We start from the raw sequence: 16,910 nt of genomic DNA on the forward strand, positions 1-16,910 counted from the left end.
TGTTCCCCGCACCAGGGACCGGTACACACCGGTCTCCACACCCGACCAGACAGGGGAGCACCGTGCCACCCACCACCCGCGGCTTTCTCGGCCGCAGCCGGCAGCCCCGCGACCCGCGGCTGCCCCCCGGCCAGTACGACGTCGGTGCGGACTGGCCCGTGCTGACCGCGGAGCCCACGCCCCGGATCAGCCCGGAGACCTGGTCCATCACAGTCGCCGGCCAGGTCGAGAGCCCGACGACCTGGGACTGGGACGGCGTGCACGCCCTGCCCGGCAGCGAGTACCGCGGCGACATCCACTGCGTCACCACCTGGTCCAAGTTCGACACCCGGTTCGCCGGGGTGTCCCTGGACGCGCTGTGGGACGTCGCGCGGCCGACCGAGGAGGGCCGCTTCGTGATGGCCACCTCGAAGTCGGGCTACACGACCAACCTGCCCATCGAGGACCTCACCGGTGGCAAGGCGTGGCTGGTCTGGGAGTTCGACGGGCAGCCGCTGTCCATCGAGCACGGCGGCCCCGTCCGGCTGCTGGTGCCGCACCTCTACTTCTGGAAGAGCGCGAAGTGGGTGACCAAGCTCGACGTCCTCGAGCGGGACCAGCAGGGCTTCTGGGAGCGCAACGGCTACCACGACCGGGGCGACCCGTGGCGTCAGCAGCGGTACCAGGGTGACTGACCCGGTCACGTCCTGGACGACGGCGACGGTCGCCGGGCTCACCCGGCCGATCGCCCGGGCGGTGGCGCTGCGGCTGGACGTCGTGGACCGGGTGGACCACCTGCCAGGCCAGCACTACGTGCTGCGCCTGACCGCGCCGGACGGCTACACCGCCCAGCGTTCCTACTCGGTGGCCTCGGCGCCCTCGGACCCGTTGGTGGAGCTCTTCGTCGAGCGGCTCGAGGACGGCGAGGTGTCCACCTACCTCGCCGACGTCGCCGAGCCGGGTGACGTCTTCGAGGTGCGCGGTCCCATCGGCGGCTGGTTCGCCTGGGACGGCGAGACCCCCGCGCTGCTGGTCGGCGGGGGCACCGGGGTCGTCCCCCTGGTGGCGATGGTCCGGCACGCCCGGGCGATCGGCCGGGAGGACCTGCTGCGGGTGGCCGTCTCGGCACGCACGCTGGCCGAGCTGCCCTACGCCGACGAGCTGGTCGCGGCGGGAGCGCTGGTGGTGACCACCCGGGAGGCGCACGGCATCCGCCCGGCCGCCCGGCTCACCGCGATGGACCTGCTCCCGCTGTGGGAGGAGGGCCAGACGGCGTTCGTCTGCGGTTCGACCGGGTTCGCCGAGTCGGCGAGCCAGCTGCTGGTCGGGCTCGGGTTCGCCCCCTCCGCCGTGCGGGTGGAGCGCTTCGGGCCCAGCGGCACCCCCGGCTGACCCGGTGGCTCAGCCCCGGGCGGCCCGGCGGACGGCGCCGGTGTAGCGGGTCAGCGCGACCGACTGCGCCAGCCGGCTGACCGGGCCGCCCAGCCGGGCGGCCCGGGTGGCCAGCCGGGAGAACGCCACCATCGCGAAGACGACGTCCCCGTCGGGTCGCAGCGTCACCAGGAACGACTCCTCGCCGCTCTCCGGGTGTCCGGGCAGGGTGCCGTAGGCGTAGCCCTGCTGGTCGCCCTCGGTGCGGGACCAGACCACCCGGCAGGGGATGCGCAGGCCCAGTGGTGGGAACCCGGCGGCCATCGAGACCACCGCGCCGACCTCGCTGGCCGGCCCCGAGGCGTGCACCCGCAGGCCGGCGTGGCGCTGGGGCGCCCAGTCGAAGACGGCCGCGACCGCGCGGTCGAACGCGGCCCGCCCGGAGCCCACCACCGCCTCCCGCCGGACCACGTGCACGCCGTCCGGCACCGAGCCGTCCCGGGTGGCCCCGACCTCGGGGTAGGTGAAGGGGGCGTCGGCGAGCGCGGCGAGGTCCGGGGGCACGCCCCCGAGTCTGTGCGCCGGTACCGTCCAGCGCACTGTGCTCGCCTCCGTCACCGCCACCCGCTACGTCCTCCCGCTGCGCGAGGGCGGGTCCCTGCCCGGCCTCATGGAGGCCGACGACCTGGGCACCTACGTGGTCAAGTGGCGCTCGGCCGGCCAGGGCGTCCCGGTGTTGGCCGCCGAGGTGGTCTGCGGCGAGCTGGCCCGCGCGCTGTCGCTGCCGGTCCCCGCACTGGTCACCGTCGAGGTCGCCCCGGAGCTGGCCGTGGGGGAGCCCGACCAGGAGGTGCAGGAGCTGCTGCGGCACTCCGCCGGCACCAACCTGGGGATGGACCACCTGCCCGGAGCGCTCGACTTCTCCGCCGGCAGCCCGGACGTCGACCCGGAGCTGGCCGGACGGGTGCTCTGGTTCGACGCGCTCATCGGCAACGTCGACCGCTCCTGGCGCAACCCCAACATGCTCTTCTGGCACGGCCGCCTGCAGCTGATCGACCACGGCGCCGCGCTGACCTTCCACCACCACTGGCCCGGTGCCCCGGCGGCCGTGGCCCGGCCCTACGACGCCGCGCAGCACGCGCTGATCGAGTCCCGGCCCGACGTCCGGGCGGCCGACGCGGCGCTGGGACCGCAGGTCACCCGCCCGCTGTTGGAGCGGGTCCTCGCCCAGGTGCCCGACGCCTGGTTGCGCGGACCGGACCCCGACGAGCCGGCCGGGACGACCCGGGAGCGCTACGTCGCCCAGCTGCTGGCCCGGCTCGACGCCCGGGACTCCTGGCTGCCCCCGCTGGTGCAGGCCGCGGCCGAGGGCTCCGCCGGCCGGCCGGCCGCGCCGCGTGGGCAGAACCGGCCGGGCTGGCTGGGCCCGCCGCCCCCGCCCGGGGTCACCCAGCGGTGAGCCGGGGCCTGGACACCTTCGAGTACGCCGTGCTGCGGGTCGTGCCGCGGGTCGAGCGGGGGGAGTGCCTCAACGCCGCGGTGCTCGTCTACTGCCGGCAGCGGGACTACCTCGGCTCCCGCGTGCACCTGGACGCCGACCGGCTCCGGGCCCTGGACCCGACAGCCGACCCGGTGGCCATCGCCTGGGCGCTGCAGGCAGCGGCCGACGTCTGCGCGGCGGCACCCGACGCCGGGGCCGCCGGTCGCGAGGCCCTGGGCCCCCGGTTCCGGTGGCTCACCGCGCCCCGGTCCACCGTCGTCCAGCCCTCGGCGGTGCACACCGGCCTGACGGCGGACCCGGACGCGGAGGCCGACCGGCTGCTGGACCTGCTGGTGCTCCCGCCCCGCTGACACAGCGGGGTGAACAGCGGGTGGTCCCCGGTTCACCCAGGGGACGGCTGTGTGTCACCGCTGCGCGGTGCGGGCTCCTTAGCGTCGCTGCCGACCGGGTGACAGCCATCGCCCCCCGCCCCGAGGAGCACCCATGGACTTCGACCGCCCCGAGCACTCCCCGACCAGCGACACCTTCGAGCAGCTGGTCGCCCGCCGGCTGAGCCGCCGTGACCTCTTCCGGGTCGGCGTCGTGGTCGGCGGTGCGGCCGCGGTGGCCGGGATCGCCGGCCCCGCCGCCGCCCTGCCCTCCCCGGCGTCCCCACCGGCCGGGCGCCCGGGCCCGGTGGGCCGGGACAACGCCTTCCGGCTGCCGATCACCCCGGTCGACCCGCCTGCCCCGGCGCCCTTCGACAGCCCGGTCGTGGCGGCCGGCTACACCCACGACGTCGTCATCCGCTGGGGCGACGACGTGTTCCCCGGCGGGACGCCGTTCGACGTGGACACCCAGACCGCCGCCCTGCAGCAGCGCCGGTTCGGCTTCAACGCCGACTACACCGCCTACTTCCCGCAGCGCCGCAACGACAACGGCACCAAGCGCGGCACCGAGGGCCTGCTGTGGGTCAACCACGAGTACACCGACGGCCGGATGATGTTCCGCGGCTACGACCCGGCCGCGCCCACCCGCGAGCAGGTCGACATCGAGCTCGCCGCGCACGGCGGCACGCTGGTGCGCATCGAGCAGGGCCGGGACGGCGTCTGGCGCCACGTCCCGCACCGGGACAACTTCCGGGTCACCGCGACCACCCCGATGACCCTCACCGGCCCGGTCGCCGGGGACCCCCGGGTCACGACCACGGCGGACCCCACGGGGCGTGCGGTGCTGGGCATGCTGAACAACTGCGGTGGCGGGGTCACCCCGTGGGGCACGCTGCTCACCGCGGAGGAGAACTTCGACCAGTACTTCGCCAACGCGGCAGCGGTGACCGACCCGCGCGCGAAGGAGGCGAACGCCCGCTTCGGCATCCCCGCCGGTGCCAGCGAGCGCAAGTGGGAGCGCTTCTACCCTCGCTTCGACCTGGCCCAGGAGCCCAACGAGCCCAACCGCTTCGGCTGGATCGTCGAGATCGACCCGTACGACCCGCGGGCGACGCCCAAGAAGCGCACCGCGATGGGCCGGTTCAAGCACGAGGCGGCGGCCGGGACGACGACCGCGGACGGCCGCTGGGCGGTCTACTCCGGGGACGACTCCCGCTTCGAGTTCGTCTACAAGTTCGTCACCCGGGACCGGGTCAACCGCAACGACCGGCGCAACGCCGACCTGCTGGACTCCGGCACGCTGTACGTGGCGCGCTTCGCCGCCGACGGGTCGGGGGAGTGGCTGCCGCTGGTGGCCGGACAGGGCCCGCTGACCGCGGCCAACGGCTTCGCCACCCAGGCCGACGTGCTGCTCCACACCCGGCAGGCGGCCACGCTGCTGGGCGCCACCCCGATGGACCGGCCCGAGGACATCGAGCCCAACCCGGTCACCGGCAGCGTGTACATCGCGCTGACCAACAACACCCGGCGCACCGAGGCCCAGGAGGACGCGGCCAACCCGCGCTCGGCCAACGCCGCCGGCCACGTCATCGAGCTCGTCGAGGACGGCAAGGACGCCGCGGCCACCCGGTTCGCCTGGAACATCCTGCTGCTGGCCGGTGACCGCACCACCCCCGAGGCCCGGTACGGGACCTTCAGCCCCGATCAGGTCAGCGAGCTGGCCTGTCCGGACAACCTGGCGGTGGACTCCCTCGGTCAGCTGTGGATCGCCACCGACGGGGCGCCCGGGGTGCTGGGCACCATGAACGACGCCGTCCTCGGGCTGACCGTCACCGGCCCCGAGCGCGGCCGGACCCAGCAGGTCTTCGGCGGGGTCTACGGCTCGGAGATGACCGGGGTGTTCTTCAACGCGACCGAGACCACGATGTTCGCCTCGGTCCAGCACCCGGGGGAGGGCGGCACCCTCGCGGCCCCGACCAGCAACTGGCCCGACGGCGGCAGCTCGGTCCCGCGGTCCTCGGTGGTCGCCATCCGGCGGGCCTGACCGGACCCGGCGGGGTCACGCAGCCGGGTCGGCGGGGAAGAGCCCGTCGACCCGGCGGGCCAGCTCGACGTCCAGTTCGGTGACCCCGCCGGCCGAGTGCGTGACCACGGCGATGCGCAGCGAGTCGTAGCGCAGGTCCAGGTCGGGGTGGTGGTCCATCTCCTCCGCGATGTCGGCGATGGCCACCACGGCGTCGACGGCAGCGCGGAAGGAGGGCAGGTCCACCCGCCGGTAGATGCCCTGGGCATCGCCGTCCCAGTGGGTCAGCTCGGCCACCGCGGTGGCGACCTCGTCGGCGGGCAGGGCCTGCGGGCGCGTCATGACGACACCCTGGCACTCAGGTGTGGAGTCCGCACTCCACCTTGTTGCGCCCGGCCCAGCGGCCGGCCCGGGGGTCCTCGCCGGGGGCGACGGGTCGGGTGCACGGGGCGCAGCCGATCGAGGCGTAGCCGATGTCCACCAGCGGGTTCACCGGGACGCCGTGCGCCGCGACGTAGCCGTCGACGTCGTCCTGGGTCCACGCCGCCAGCGGGTTGACCTTGACCATGCCGCGCTTGGCGTCCCAGTCGACCACCTTGGTGCCGCGACGGGTGTCGGCCTCGTCGCGCCGGACGCCGGAGCCCCAGGCGTCGAAGCCGGTCAGCGTGCGGGCCAGCGGCTGCACCTTGCGCATCGCGCAGCACAGGTCGGGGTCGCGGTCGTGCAGGGCGGGACCGAACTCGGCGTCCTGCTCGGCGACGGTCTCCTCCGCGGTCACCGACAGCACCCGGACGTCCATCACCGAGGCGATCCAGTCGCGGGTGCCGATGGTCTCGGCGAAGTGGTAGCCGGTCTCCAGGAAGACGACCTGCACACCGGGGTGCGCCCGGGACGCGAGGTGGGCCAGCAGCCCGTCGGCCATCGAGGAGGTGATCGCGAAGGAGTCGCCGAAGGTCTCCCCGGCCCAGCGCAGCACGGCGAGGGCCTGCTCGACCGGGTCGGCGATGCCCTCGAAGCGGGCGTCGGCCTCGGCGGCCAGCTCGGGCGTCGGTTCCACCAGCGTTGCGCTCACGGTCGCTGCACTCCTGTCCCGGTGGTGCGCAGGGCGAAGGTCCGCAGGCAGGACCCGCAGTGCCACTCGTCCTCGGTCTCCCGCGGCCGGAGGGTCTCCTCGCCGCAGTACGGGCAGTAGAACGGCGGCAGCCGGCGCGTTCTTCCCGGGGCGGTCAGCGGAGCCACTCCTCGTCCGCGCGGGTGGCGTAGGCGGCGAAGCGCTCGCCCTCCTCGCGGTGCTCGAGGTAGCCGCGCAGCACCCGCTCGACGTAGTCGGCGGTGTCGGTGGCGGCGACCTTGTGCCCGCGCAGCTTGCGGCCGATGGAGGACTCGAAGCCCAGGTGCCCGCCGAGGTGGACCTGGAAGCCCTCCTCACCTCCGACGACCATCCCCTTGAAGCCGATGTCGGCGGTCTGGAACCGGGCGCAGGAGTTCGGGCAGCCGTTGACGTTGATGGTGACGGGTTCGTCGAAGCCGGGCAGCCGGCGCTCCAGCTCCTCGGTCAGCTCACGGGCGCGGCCCTTGGTCTCCACGATCGCCAGCTTGCAGAACTCGATGCCGGTGCAGGCCATCGTCTGCCGGCGGAACACGCTGGGCCGGACCTGCAGGTCGTGCTCGGCCAGCGCCGCGACGAGGTCCTCCACCCGGTCGTCGGGGACGTCGAGGACGACGAGCTTCTGGTCCGCCGTCGTCCGGATGCGGCCCTGGCCGTGCTCCTCGGCGAGGTCGGCGACGGTGCTCAGCAGCTCCCCGCCGATCCGGCCGGTGTGCAGGGCGAACCCCACGGCGTTGAGACCGTCGCGCTGGCGCTGGACGCCGACGTGGTCGCGCTGGTCGGTGGCGGGGCGCTCGGGAGCCGGGCCGTCGGGGAGCGTCTCGTGCAGGTACTCGTCCTGCAGCACCTGGCGGAACTTCTCGGTGCCCCAGTCGGCGATCAGGAACTTGATCCGAGCGTGGGTGCGCGAGCGCCGGTAGCCGTAGTCGCGGAACACCGCGCAGACCCCGGCCCACACGTCGGAGACCTGGTCGGGCCGGACGAAGACGCCCAGCCGCTGGGCGAACATCGGGTTGGTGGACAGCCCACCACCGACCCACAGGTCGTAGCCGGCCTCGCCCGCGGCGTTGCGCACGCCGACGAAGGCGACGTCGTTGATCTCGTGGTTGGTGCAGTGGTGCGTGCATCCCGACACCGAGGACTTGAACTTGCGCGGCAGGTTGGAGAACTGCGGGTCACCGACGTACTTCTCCACCGTCTCGGCGATCACGTCGGTGGCGTCGAGCAGTTCGTCGTCCAGCACGCCGGCCAGCGGGCAGCCCAGCACCACGCGGGGGGTGTCGCCGCAGGCCTCGGTGGTGGACAGCCCGACGGCCTCCAGCCGCTCCCAGATCGTGGGGACGTCCTCGATGCGGATCCAGTGCAGCTGCACGTTCTGCCGGTCGGTGACGTCGGCGACGCCGCGGCCGAACTCCACCGAGATGCCGGCGACCACGCGCAGCTGCTCGGCCGACAGCTGTCCGCCGTCGATGCGCACCCGCAGCATGAAGTAGTGGTCCTCGAGCTCCTCGGGCTCCAGCACGGCGGTCTTGCCGCCGGGGATGCCCTGGGCGCGCTGGGTGTAGAGGCCCATCCAGCGCATCCGGCCGCGCAGGTCGCCGGGGTCGATGGAGTCGAACCCGCCCTTGGAGTAGACGTCGATGATCCGCTGCCGGACCTCCAGGCCGTCGGAGTCCTTCTTCATCCGCTCGTTGGGGTTCAGCGGCTCGCGGTAGCCCAGGGCCCACTGGCCCTGCCCCTTCTGCGGGGTGCGGCTGGTGCGGGTGGGTGTCGACACGTCGGGGCTCCAGGGGTGCGCGCGCGACCGCGGTGCGGTGGCGCCGGCGCTGCTGCGGGGGAGAGGGGTGCGCTGCTGCTCAGGAGGCAGGGCGACAGGCGGCGCTGGTGACGCGGCCCAGGTCGACGTGCAGGCGCGCGACGAGGAGCGCTCCGCAGTCGGTCACACCCGCGAGTCTCCCACACCGGCCATGGCGGCCCTGACCTGCGCGACCGCGTCGTCCAGCGGGGTCACCGAGGTGTCCACCCGCAGCTCTGCGCGCACCGGCTCCTCGTAGGGGTCGCTGACGCCGGTGAAGGTGGGGATCTCCCCGCTGCGCGCCCTGGCGTAGAGCCCCTTCACGTCGCGGGCCTCGCAGACCTCCAGCGGCGTGGACAGGTGCACCAGCACGAAGCGGCCGTGCGCCTCCACCAGGGCCCGGGCCTGCTCGCGGGCCTCGTCGAAGGGCGCGATCGCGGCGATGACGACGGTGCCGCCGTGCCTGACCACCTCCCCGGCCACCCAGCCGATCCGGCGGATGTTGAGGTCCCGGTCGGCTCGGCTGAAGCCCAGCTCGCTGGACAGGTGCGTGCGGACGACGTCCCCGTCGAGCACGGTCACCGGGGTGCCCTCGGCGGTCAGGCCGGCCACCAGGGCGTCGGCGACGGTGGACTTCCCGGCGCCCGAGAGCCCGGTGAGGAGGACGGCGACACCACTCATGGCGTGGATCCTGTCAGTCGACCGGGACGGCGCCGAAGGACCGCCAGGCGCTCTCCACCTCGGCGAGCTCGGCCACCGCCGGCGGCAGCTTCCCCGCCACGACGTCGGCGAGGGTGACCTGCTCGAGCACCCGGCGGTAGGAGTCGCGGGCGGCGACCCACACGCTGGTCAGGTCCTGGGCGACACCGGGGTAGGAGGAGTCCTCGGGCCGCTGGCCGTGCACCTCGGCCAGGAAGCCCTGTTCGACGCGCATGACCCGGGCGATCGACACCTCCGACGCGGGCAGCGCCAGCCGGTAACCGCCGTCCCGGCCACGCTGGCTGGTCACCAGGCGGGCGTGCTGGAGGTCCCCGAGGATGGCCTGCAGGAACCGCGACGGGATGCCCTGGGACTGGGCGATGCGGTCACAGGTGAGGGCGTCGGGGCTCGCGGCGGCCAGCTCGAGAGCTGCCCGCACCGCGTAGTCGACCCGGGCAGAGATGCGCACGGACCCCATCCTGCCCGGTCTGGGAAGGTGGGGCCGTGTACCGGCTGCGATTCACCACGCTGGTGGAGGCGCCGCTGACCGTGGCGTTCGACGTCGCCCGCACCCTCGGGCGCCCGTGGCCGTGGTCGTTGACCGAGGTGGACAGCGTCCGGCCGTGGTCTGACGTGTACCGCGGCTCCGGTGGGCTGCTCGCCTCGGTGACCCACACCCGGTCGTTCCACCCCACCGGGGCCGGCACCCTGGTCGAGGAGCAGCTGGACTGGCGCAACAGGGTGCCCGGACCGCCCGGTCGGCTGCTGGACCAGACCGTGGTCCGCCGGCACGTCGTCGCCGCGATGCAGGCACACCAGGACCTCTACGCCGCGGCGGCCGCCCGGCGCGCCGAGGACGTCGTCCAGGTGGTCGGCGCCGCGCTCGTCGACCACGACCGGGTGCTGGTCGCGCAGCGGGGGTCGGGACCCCTGGCCGGGTTGTGGGAGTTCCCCGGCGGCAAGGTCGAGCGCGGCGAGGACGAGCTGGCCGCGCTCGTGCGCGAGTGCCAGGAGGAGCTGGGGGTGCAGGTCGCCCCGCAGGCGTTCCTCGGTGAGGTGCCCTTGGACGGCGTCGTCGCGGGCGGGGCGCCGGGGGCGTCGTCCCTGCGGGTGTGGTGGGGCCGGGTCGCCGAGGGTGAGCCGGTCGACCACGAGCACACCGAGCTGCGGTGGGTCCCCGCCGAGGACCTCGAGGCCCTGGACTGGATCCCGGCCGATCGGCCGCTGCTGCCCGCGGTCCGGGACCTCCTGGCCCGGCTGGGCTGAGCTGCCGACCGGGGCCGGGACGCGCGAGAGCGCCGCCCCGGTGTCCGGGACGGCGCTCTCGAGGGCGGGACGGCCTACTTGAAGACGTCCTTGACCTTCTCGCCGGCCTGCTTGGCGTTGCCGCTGGCCTGGTCGGCCTGGCCCTCGGCCTTGAGGTCGCGGTTGTCGGTCGCGTCGCCCGCGGCCTCCTTGCCCTGCCCGATCAGCTCTTCGGCCTTGTTCTTGATCTTGTCCATGGCGCTCATGACGGGCTCCTCACCTCGGCGGACTGTCGTTGTCGTGGCTACCCGGGACCGGTCGGGTCACACATCTGCCCACCTGTGGATCAGCTGGCAGTCCCCGCCGGGTCGCTGGCCGACCCGCGACACGCCGTCCCCTGAAGAGCTTCTCGTGTAGGCGGGGTACCACCGGAAGAAGTCCTGCTGTGACGCCTGTGTTGCCCCATGGTTGCAGGCGTGAGGCCCGCTGTGAGGCAGGTCGTGAGCCCAGGTCACAAATCGGTGACGGTCGTGGACGGTCCCCAGGGGGGTGCCTAAGGTCCAGCGGGACGAGCCCGGCCGGCCAGCGGTCTGCCAGGCTCGCCGGAGCTCGTACCCAGCCCGCCCGGTCGCTCGCGCCCAGGGCGGCAGACCAGGTCAGTCCCCCCGCAGGTGCGGGTCGAGGGAGGCAATACAACGTGAAGTTGAGCAAGCGCAGCGCGATGCTCATCGCGACCGGCGTCGCCGGCGCGATGGCCTTGACCGCGTGTGGCGGCGGCAGCAGCAGCAGTGGTGGGGGTGACGGCGAGACCGGGACCGGGCGCGTCGTCTTCGGAGAGCCCACCGCCTTCCCGGAGAACATCTACCCGTTCATCGCCGCCGGTAACAGCACCGCCACCCAGACCATCATCGGGCGGGTGCTGCCCAGCGCGTACAACGTCGCGGCGGACTTCTCCGTGGCCTGGGACGAGAACGTCCTGGCCTCCGAGCCCACGCTGGACTCCGGCTCGGGCTCCCAGGTCAACACCTACGAGATCAACCCCGACGCGGTGTGGAGCGACGGCACCCCGATCACCGCCGACGACTTCGCCTTCACCTGGAAGGCCAACCGCAGCGCGGACCCGGCCGACGGTGGCTGCGCCTCGGTGCTGTCCACGAACGGCTACGCGAACATCGCCTCGGTCGAGGGCAGCGGGGACGACAACAAGACCGTCACCGTGACCTACGCCGAGCCGTACTCGGACTGGCAGTCGCTGTTCAGCACCTTCCTGCCGGCCCACCTGATGGACAGCGAGGACCCGACGGCCCTCTGCGACACCATCACCAACGGCTTCCCGATCGCCGAGGGCGTCATCGACGACATCTCCGCGGGGCCCTTCCAGGTCAAGCGCGAGAACATCGACGTCGGCAGCCAGATCGTGGTGCTGACGCCGAACCCCGAGTGGTGGGGCGAGCCGGCCGAGCTGGCGCAGCTGATCATCCAGAACATCGGCAACGACCCGACGACGACCGTCCAGGGCCTGTCCAACGGTGAGCTCGGGGTCGTCTACCCCCAGCCGCAGCTCGACCTGATCGACCAGCTCGACGGCCTGGCCCCCAACGTGGAGAACCAGATCACCTTCGGTCTGTCCTTCGAGCACGTGGACTTCAACACCTCGGACCCGCTGCTGAGCTCGCTGCCGGTGCGCCAGGCGTTCGCGATGGCGCTGGACCGGCAGGAGATCGTCGACCAGACCGTCGGCCAGTTCTCCTCCGACGCCCAGGTCCTGGACAACCGCCTGTACGTCAACAACCAGCCCGAGTACGTCGACAACGCCCCTGAGGAGTACAAGGAGCAGAACGTCGACCAGGCCCGCGCGCTGCTCGAGGGCGACGGCTGGGTCGCCGGGTCCGACGGCATCTACGCCAAGGGCGGCCAGCGACTGGCCATCCAGATCGACACCACCGCCAACAACCCGCTGCGTCAGACCACCATCGAGGTCATGATCCCGCAGCTGGCCGAGGCCGGCATCGAGGCCACGTTCAACGCCAACCCGGACATCTTCGCCGGTGCGGACAAGCCGACCTCCCTGGAGGCCGGTGGCTTCCAGGCCGCGCTCTTCGCCTGGGTGTCGACGCCGTTCGTCTCCTCGAACCAGTCGATCTACTACTCCCCGGAGAACGGCCTGGGCCAGAACTACTCCCGGATCGGCACCCCGGAGATCGACGACCTGCTGAGCCAGATGGTCTCCGAGCCCGACCCGGACGCGGCCGCCGACCTGGCCAACCAGGTGGACACGGCGCTGTGGGCCCAGATGGCCACGCTGCCGCTGTTCCAGAAGCCCACCGTCATCGCCTACCAGAGCACCATCACCGGCGTCGAGGACAACTCCTCGCAGGCCGGGCCGCTCTGGAACTCCGAGACCTGGGCCGTCAGCCAGTGACCTGAGGGCCCGCTGACCTCGGTCCAGGGCCCTCACCGCACCACACCGAACCGCAGTCACGGCCCCCGGGGGCTCACCCCCGGGGGCCGTGCTGCGCCCGGGCTCGACCTGCCTCCTCACCACCCCGCTGGACTGGTCGCTCCGACAGGACGACTTCCGCTCTCGGCGTAAGGTCCCCGCATGTTCTTCTTCACGATCCGACGGATCCTGGCGTCCGTCCTCGTGTTGCTCGCCAGCTCGTTCCTGGTCTTCGCCCTCTGCGCGGCGAGCTTCGACCCGCTGTCCCGGTACCGGCAGCTGCGTCCTGCGCCGACACCGGAGTTCCTCGACGGCGTGCGCGAGCAGCTGGGTCTCAACGACCCGTTCTTCATCCGTTACTGGGACTGGCTCACCGGGGTCGTCCGCGGTGACTTCGGGGACACGATCGGTGGCACCGCCGTCGCCGACCAGCTGCCCGGCCGGCTGCTCATCACCGGCCGGATGATCGTGCTGGCCATCGTCATCGCCGTCGTGCTGGCGGTCCTGGTCGGTGTGATCGGCGCCGTCCGGCAGTACAAGCCCTCGGACTACGCCTTCACCTTCCTGGCCTACGTGCTGATCGCGCTGCCGACGTTCTGGTTCGCCGCGATCCTCAAGGAGTTCGTCGCCGGGGGTGTGAACGACCTCTTCGGACGGCAGGTGCTCTACACGATCGGCGAGGAGACCCCGGGACTCTCGCTGTACGCCAGCGGTTGGGAGCTCTGGTCGGACCGCATCGGCCACCTGGTGCTGCCCACCGTCAGCCTCGCGCTGCTGTCCTTCGCCGCGTGGAGCCGGTTCCAGCGCTCGGCGATGCTCGACGTGCTCGGCTCGGACTACATGCGCCTGGCCCGCGCCAAGGGCCTCACCTACCGCCGCACCGTCATGAAGCACGGCCTGCGGAACGCGCTGATCCCGCTCACCACGGTCGTCGCGCTGGGCATCGGCACGCTCTTCGGCGGCGCCGTCATCACCGAGCAGGTCTTCGTCTGGCACGGCATGGGCGAGTACCTGCTGCAGAACGGCATCGGTCAGAACGACATCAACGTCGTGCTCGGCTGGCTGCTCATCAGCGCCGTGTTCGTCGTGGTGTTCAACCTCGTCGCCGACGTCCTCTACGCGGTCCTCGACCCGCGCATCCGACTCGCCTGACCGGCAGAGGAGAAGCTCCCATGGCCACCACCCAGGCCGCCGCCGAGGCGGCCCTCCCGGCCGAGCCCGGATCGCCCTCCGGCGGCGGGGTCGAGCGCGAGTTCACCGTCCAGGCCCGCAGCCAGCGGCAGCAGATCGTCCGCCGCTTCACCCGCAACAAGGTGGGGATGAGCGGACTGGTCGTCTTCGTCCTGCTGCTGGCCTTCGGCTTCCTCGGCCCGCTGCTCTACGGCACCGACTACGCGACCCAGGACCGCAACGCCCAGTCGGTGGCGCCCGGGGTGCAGGGCTACCCGCTGGGCAGCGACGCCATCGGGCGCGACCTGCTGGCCGGGATGATGCAGGGCGTGCAGCGCTCGCTGTTCATCGTGCTGCTCTTCGTCGTCATCGCCCTGCCGCTGGGCCTGCTCGTCGGCGCCCTCGCCGGCTACTTCGGCCGGTGGGTCGACAGCGTGCTGATGCGCCTGGTCGACCTCATCCTCACCGTGCCGCTGCTGGTCGTCCTCATCGTCGTCGCCAGCAACTTCCCCTCCAGCCGCACGCCGCTGGGCGTCGGCATCATCCTGGGTCTGTTCGGCTGGCTGGACCTGGCCCGCATCGTGCGCAGCCAGTTCCTCTCGTTGCGCGAGAAGGAGTACGTCGAGGCGGCGCACGCCCTGGGCGCCTCCAACAGCCGGATCATCTTCAAGCACCTGATCCCGAACGCGCTGGGGTCCCTGATCGTCTGGACGACGCTGGCCGCGGCCACGGCGATCATCCTGGAGGCGTCGCTGACCTACCTGGGGTTCGGCGTCAACGGGGCCAACCAGACCTCGCTGGGCCGCCTGGTCTCCGACGGGGTCCAGGCCACCACCACCCGGCCCTGGCTCTTCTACTTCCCGGGCGTGACCCTGCTGGTCATCGTGCTGTCAATCAACCTGATCGGCGACGGGATCCGGGACGCCTTCGACCCGAGCAACCGCCGCGTGCGGTCCTGAGGGAGGACACGTTGTCCACTGCAGTCTCGTCCTCGACCTCCAGCGGGGGGCTGTCCCAGGGCGGCACCCGCGCCACCAGCCTGCCCGGCTTCGACGCCTCGGCCCCGCTGCTGACCGTCTCCGACCTCAACGTCCGGTTCCCCACCGAGGACGGGCTGGTGCACGCCGTCCGCGGCGTGGACTACTCGCTGCGCTCCGGTGAGGTGCTGGGCATCGTGGGGGAGTCCGGTTCGGGCAAGTCGGTCACCTCGCTGGCCGTCATGGGCCTGCTGCCCGGCTCCGCCCGGGTGACCGGCTCGGTCAAGTACCGCGGCCAGGAGCTGCTCGGGCAGAGCGACCGCACCATGTCGCGGGTCCGCGGCAAGGGCGTGTCGATGATCTTCCAGGACCCGATGACCTCGCTGGACCCCGTCTACCGGGTGGGCTTCCAGATCGAGGAGACGCTGCGCTCGCACGACAAGGGCCTGTCCTCCAAGGCCGCCCAGGCCCGGGCCGGTGACCTGCTCGAGCTCGTCGGCATCCCCAACGCCCGGGAGCGGGTGCGGTCCTACCCGCACGAGTTCTCCGGCGGCATGCGCCAGCGCGTCGTCATCGCCATCGCGATGGCCAACCAGCCCGACGTGATCATCGCCGACGAGCCGACGACGGCCCTCGACGTCACCGTGCAGGCCCAGATCCTCGAGGTGCTGCAGACGGCGCTGGCCGAGACCGGTGCCGCCATGGTCCTCATCACCCACGACCTCGGCGTCGTCGCCGGCATCGCCGACCGCGTGCTGGTCATGTACGCCGGCCGCCCGGTCGAGGTCGGCTCGGTCGAGGACATCTACTACGAGCCGCGGATGCCCTACACGCTGGGCCTGCTCGGCTCGCTGCCCCGCCTGGACGCCTCCACCAAGCAGCGCCTCACCCCGATCAAGGGGTCCCCGCCCTCGGTGGTCAACATGCCGCCGGGGTGCCCGTTCGCCCCGCGGTGCCCGCTGCACGTCGCCGAGTGCGACGTCGCCGAGCCCGAGCGCTTCGACGTCGGCGGCGGGCACACCGCGGCCTGCATCCGCATCGAGGAGGTGGCCCGCGCCCACGGCGAGGCCGCCCGCATCTTCGACGAGACCGCGGACGACGCGGTGCTCGGCAGCGAGGTGCCCGCCGACCACTCGGCCGAGGTCGCGGACCAGACCCAGACCCCTGCCGTGCCCCAGGACGGAGACCGTCGATGACCGCCACCCGTGAGCCCATCCTGTCCGTGCGCGGGCTGGAGAAGCACTTCCCGATCAAGGGCGGGGGGCTGCTCAAGCGCACCGTGGGCGCCGTCCGGGCCGTCGACGGGCTGGACCTGGACCTCTACCCGGGCGAGGTCCTGGGTCTGGTCGGGGAGTCCGGGTGCGGCAAGTCCACGACCGGCCGGGCGATCCTCAACCTGCAGCCGGCCACCGCGGGCTCCGTGGTCTTCCAGGGCCGGGAGATCGTCGGCCTGGACCGCAAGGCGATGCGTCCGCTGCGCCGGGACATCCAGATCGTCTTCCAGGACCCCTACGCCTCGCTCAACCCGCGGCTGCCGGTCTTCGACATCGTCGCCGAGCCGCTGATCATCCACGGGCTGACCAAGGACGAGGACGAGCTCCGCGAGCGCGTCCGGTCCCTCGTGGAGACCGTCGGGCTCAACCCCGAGCACACCAACCGCTACCCGGCCGAGTTCTCCGGTGGGCAGCGTCAGCGCATCGGCATCGCCCGCGCGCTGGCCCTGGAGCCCAAGGTGCTGGTGCTCGACGAGCCGGTGTCCGCGCTGGACGTCTCGATCCAGGCCGGCGTGATCAACCTGCTCGAGGACCTCAAGGACCGGCTGGGCCTGTCCTACCTGTTCATCGCCCACGACCTGTCGGTGGTCCGGCACATCTCCGACCGGGTCGCCGTCATGTACCTGGGCAAGATCATCGAGGTGGCCGACCGGGACGACCTCTTCGAGCGGCCCACCCACCCCTACACCCAGGCCCTGCTGTCGGCGATCCCGCTGCCCGACCCGCGGCTCGAGCGCAGCCGGCAGCGGATCATCATCACCGGCGACGTGCCCAGCCCGGCCAACCCGCCCTCGGGCTGCCGGTTCCGCACCCGGTGCCAGAAGTTCGCCAACGAGCTCGACGACACCCGCCGGGAGAAGTGCATGACGGTGGAGCCGCTGCTGGAGGACCGCGGGGTCGGCCACCAGAGCGCCTGCCACTACGCCGAGGTCGCCAAGGTCCTGTGAGCCGGTCGGGGAT

At 72.6% G+C, this 16,910-nt stretch carries 19 protein-coding genes; 11 read left to right on the forward strand and 8 right to left on the reverse strand.

Translation table 11 applies throughout. The annotated features are described in order from the left end of the window. Positions 1 to 62: 62 nt before the first annotated feature. Together AC0IVP_RS01025 and AC0IVP_RS01030 are read left to right on the forward strand one after the other, a co-directional pair. On the forward strand, positions 63 to 674 hold the full coding sequence (locus AC0IVP_RS01025; RefSeq protein ID WP_056292762.1) for a sulfite oxidase-like oxidoreductase: 612 nt from the start codon (positions 63 to 65) through the stop codon (positions 672 to 674). Next, on the forward strand, positions 667 to 1,371 hold the full coding sequence (locus AC0IVP_RS01030) for an FAD-binding oxidoreductase (RefSeq protein WP_235564658.1): 705 nt from the start codon (positions 667 to 669) through the stop codon (positions 1,369 to 1,371). Before AC0IVP_RS01025 ends, AC0IVP_RS01030 begins: the two co-directional genes overlap by 8 nt. Before the next feature lie 9 nt (positions 1,372 to 1,380). On the opposite strand, the gene AC0IVP_RS01035 is transcribed toward AC0IVP_RS01030, so the two are convergent. Then, complete coding sequence (locus AC0IVP_RS01035; protein WP_471753959.1) at positions 1,381 to 1,914, reverse strand: DUF1990 family protein; 534 nt, start codon at positions 1,912 to 1,914, stop codon at positions 1,381 to 1,383. 37 nt (positions 1,915 to 1,951) lie between these two features. Between AC0IVP_RS01035 and AC0IVP_RS01040 the strand changes: the two genes are divergently transcribed. From AC0IVP_RS01040 to AC0IVP_RS01050, 3 genes are all read left to right on the forward strand, one after another. Beyond that, positions 1,952 to 2,809, forward strand: coding sequence for a HipA family kinase (locus AC0IVP_RS01040; protein WP_056292758.1), 858 nt, complete (start codon positions 1,952 to 1,954; stop codon positions 2,807 to 2,809). Then, a complete protein-coding gene (locus AC0IVP_RS01045; protein WP_056292756.1) occupies positions 2,806 to 3,201 on the forward strand; it encodes a DUF3037 domain-containing protein in 396 nt (131 codons plus the stop codon). The genes AC0IVP_RS01040 and AC0IVP_RS01045 overlap by 4 nt, the downstream gene beginning before the upstream one ends. Positions 3,202 to 3,334: 133 nt before the next feature. Further along, positions 3,335 to 5,263, forward strand: coding sequence for a PhoX family protein (locus AC0IVP_RS01050; RefSeq protein WP_056292753.1), 1,929 nt, complete (start codon positions 3,335 to 3,337; stop codon positions 5,261 to 5,263). 15 nt (positions 5,264 to 5,278) lie between these two features. Here AC0IVP_RS01050 and AC0IVP_RS01055 read toward each other — a convergent pair whose 3' ends face one another. The 6 genes from AC0IVP_RS01055 to AC0IVP_RS01080 all read right to left on the reverse strand — a co-directional run bounded on the left by AC0IVP_RS01055 (position 5,279) and on the right by AC0IVP_RS01080 (position 9,322). Beyond that, complete coding sequence (locus AC0IVP_RS01055) at positions 5,279 to 5,584, reverse strand: 4a-hydroxytetrahydrobiopterin dehydratase (RefSeq protein WP_471753961.1); 306 nt, start codon at positions 5,582 to 5,584, stop codon at positions 5,279 to 5,281. A 16-nt stretch (positions 5,585 to 5,600) separates the two neighbouring features. Further along, positions 5,601 to 6,314 (reverse strand): phosphoadenylyl-sulfate reductase, encoded by a 714-nt coding sequence (locus AC0IVP_RS01060; protein WP_471753963.1) that lies wholly within the window; start codon positions 6,312 to 6,314, stop codon positions 5,601 to 5,603. Further along, a complete protein-coding gene (locus AC0IVP_RS01065) occupies positions 6,311 to 6,481 on the reverse strand; it encodes a hypothetical protein (RefSeq protein ID WP_471753965.1) in 171 nt (56 codons plus the stop codon). Before AC0IVP_RS01065 ends, AC0IVP_RS01060 begins: the two co-directional genes overlap by 4 nt. Beyond that, positions 6,469 to 8,127 carry a nitrite/sulfite reductase gene (locus AC0IVP_RS01070; protein WP_056292744.1) on the reverse strand — a complete coding sequence of 553 codons (1,659 nt, stop codon included), beginning with the start codon at positions 8,125 to 8,127 and terminating at the stop codon, positions 6,469 to 6,471. Before AC0IVP_RS01070 ends, AC0IVP_RS01065 begins: the two co-directional genes overlap by 13 nt. A gap of 162 nt (positions 8,128 to 8,289) precedes the next feature. Further along, a complete protein-coding gene (cysC, locus tag AC0IVP_RS01075) occupies positions 8,290 to 8,826 on the reverse strand; it encodes an adenylyl-sulfate kinase (RefSeq protein ID WP_471753967.1) in 537 nt (178 codons plus the stop codon). 13 nt (positions 8,827 to 8,839) lie between these two features. Continuing rightward, a complete protein-coding gene (locus tag AC0IVP_RS01080) occupies positions 8,840 to 9,322 on the reverse strand; it encodes an RrF2 family transcriptional regulator (RefSeq protein ID WP_056292739.1) in 483 nt (160 codons plus the stop codon). 26 nt (positions 9,323 to 9,348) lie between these two features. Between AC0IVP_RS01080 and AC0IVP_RS01085 the strand changes: the two genes are divergently transcribed. Further along, positions 9,349 to 10,110, forward strand: a complete 762-nt coding sequence (locus AC0IVP_RS01085) for a (deoxy)nucleoside triphosphate pyrophosphohydrolase (RefSeq protein WP_471753969.1) — start codon at positions 9,349 to 9,351, stop codon at positions 10,108 to 10,110. 74 nt (positions 10,111 to 10,184) lie between these two features. On the opposite strand, the gene AC0IVP_RS01090 is transcribed toward AC0IVP_RS01085, so the two are convergent. Beyond that, the gene (locus tag AC0IVP_RS01090) at positions 10,185 to 10,355 is read right to left on the reverse strand and encodes a CsbD family protein (RefSeq protein ID WP_056292734.1); all 171 of its coding nucleotides are present in this window, start codon (positions 10,353 to 10,355) and stop codon (positions 10,185 to 10,187) included. Between the two features lie 437 nt (positions 10,356 to 10,792). Here AC0IVP_RS01090 and AC0IVP_RS01095 point away from each other — a divergent pair, with 437 nt between their 5' ends. The 5 genes from AC0IVP_RS01095 (at position 10,793) to AC0IVP_RS01115 (ending at position 16,897) form a co-directional block, all read left to right on the forward strand. Then, positions 10,793 to 12,511 (forward strand): ABC transporter family substrate-binding protein, encoded by a 1,719-nt coding sequence (locus tag AC0IVP_RS01095; RefSeq protein WP_471753971.1) that lies wholly within the window; start codon positions 10,793 to 10,795, stop codon positions 12,509 to 12,511. 180 nt (positions 12,512 to 12,691) lie between these two features. Next, positions 12,692 to 13,681 (forward strand): ABC transporter permease, encoded by a 990-nt coding sequence (locus tag AC0IVP_RS01100; protein WP_056292729.1) that lies wholly within the window; start codon positions 12,692 to 12,694, stop codon positions 13,679 to 13,681. Between the two features lie 20 nt (positions 13,682 to 13,701). After that, on the forward strand, positions 13,702 to 14,658 hold the full coding sequence (locus AC0IVP_RS01105) for an ABC transporter permease (RefSeq protein ID WP_471753973.1): 957 nt from the start codon (positions 13,702 to 13,704) through the stop codon (positions 14,656 to 14,658). Between the two features lie 11 nt (positions 14,659 to 14,669). Then, positions 14,670 to 15,872 carry an ABC transporter ATP-binding protein gene (locus AC0IVP_RS01110; RefSeq protein WP_471753975.1) on the forward strand — a complete coding sequence of 401 codons (1,203 nt, stop codon included), beginning with the start codon at positions 14,670 to 14,672 and terminating at the stop codon, positions 15,870 to 15,872. After that, entirely contained in the window at positions 15,869 to 16,897 is a 1,029-nt protein-coding gene (locus AC0IVP_RS01115) for an ABC transporter ATP-binding protein (protein WP_056292725.1), read from the forward strand. The genes AC0IVP_RS01110 and AC0IVP_RS01115 overlap by 4 nt, the downstream gene beginning before the upstream one ends. Positions 16,898 to 16,910: the final 13 nt, after the last annotated feature.

This window comes from Klenkia sp. AC732 (genome assembly GCF_979256525.1).

Excerpts from the sequence above, each read along its gene's own strand:
- AC0IVP_RS01050 (WP_056292753.1), top strand. The coding sequence starts at position 3,335 with ATGGACTTCGACCGCCCCGAGCACTCCCCGACCAGCGACACCTTCGAG.
- AC0IVP_RS01055 (WP_471753961.1), bottom strand. The coding sequence starts at position 5,584 with ATGACGCGCCCGCAGGCCCTGCCCGCCGACGAGGTCGCCACCGCGGTG.
- cysC (WP_471753967.1), bottom strand. The coding sequence starts at position 8,826 with ATGAGTGGTGTCGCCGTCCTCCTCACCGGGCTCTCGGGCGCCGGGAAG.
- AC0IVP_RS01080 (WP_056292739.1), bottom strand. The coding sequence starts at position 9,322 with ATGGGGTCCGTGCGCATCTCTGCCCGGGTCGACTACGCGGTGCGGGCA.
- AC0IVP_RS01090 (WP_056292734.1), bottom strand. The coding sequence starts at position 10,355 with ATGAGCGCCATGGACAAGATCAAGAACAAGGCCGAAGAGCTGATCGGG.
- AC0IVP_RS01100 (WP_056292729.1), top strand. The coding sequence starts at position 12,692 with ATGTTCTTCTTCACGATCCGACGGATCCTGGCGTCCGTCCTCGTGTTG.
- AC0IVP_RS01105 (WP_471753973.1), top strand. The coding sequence starts at position 13,702 with ATGGCCACCACCCAGGCCGCCGCCGAGGCGGCCCTCCCGGCCGAGCCC.
- AC0IVP_RS01115 (WP_056292725.1), top strand. The coding sequence starts at position 15,869 with ATGACCGCCACCCGTGAGCCCATCCTGTCCGTGCGCGGGCTGGAGAAG.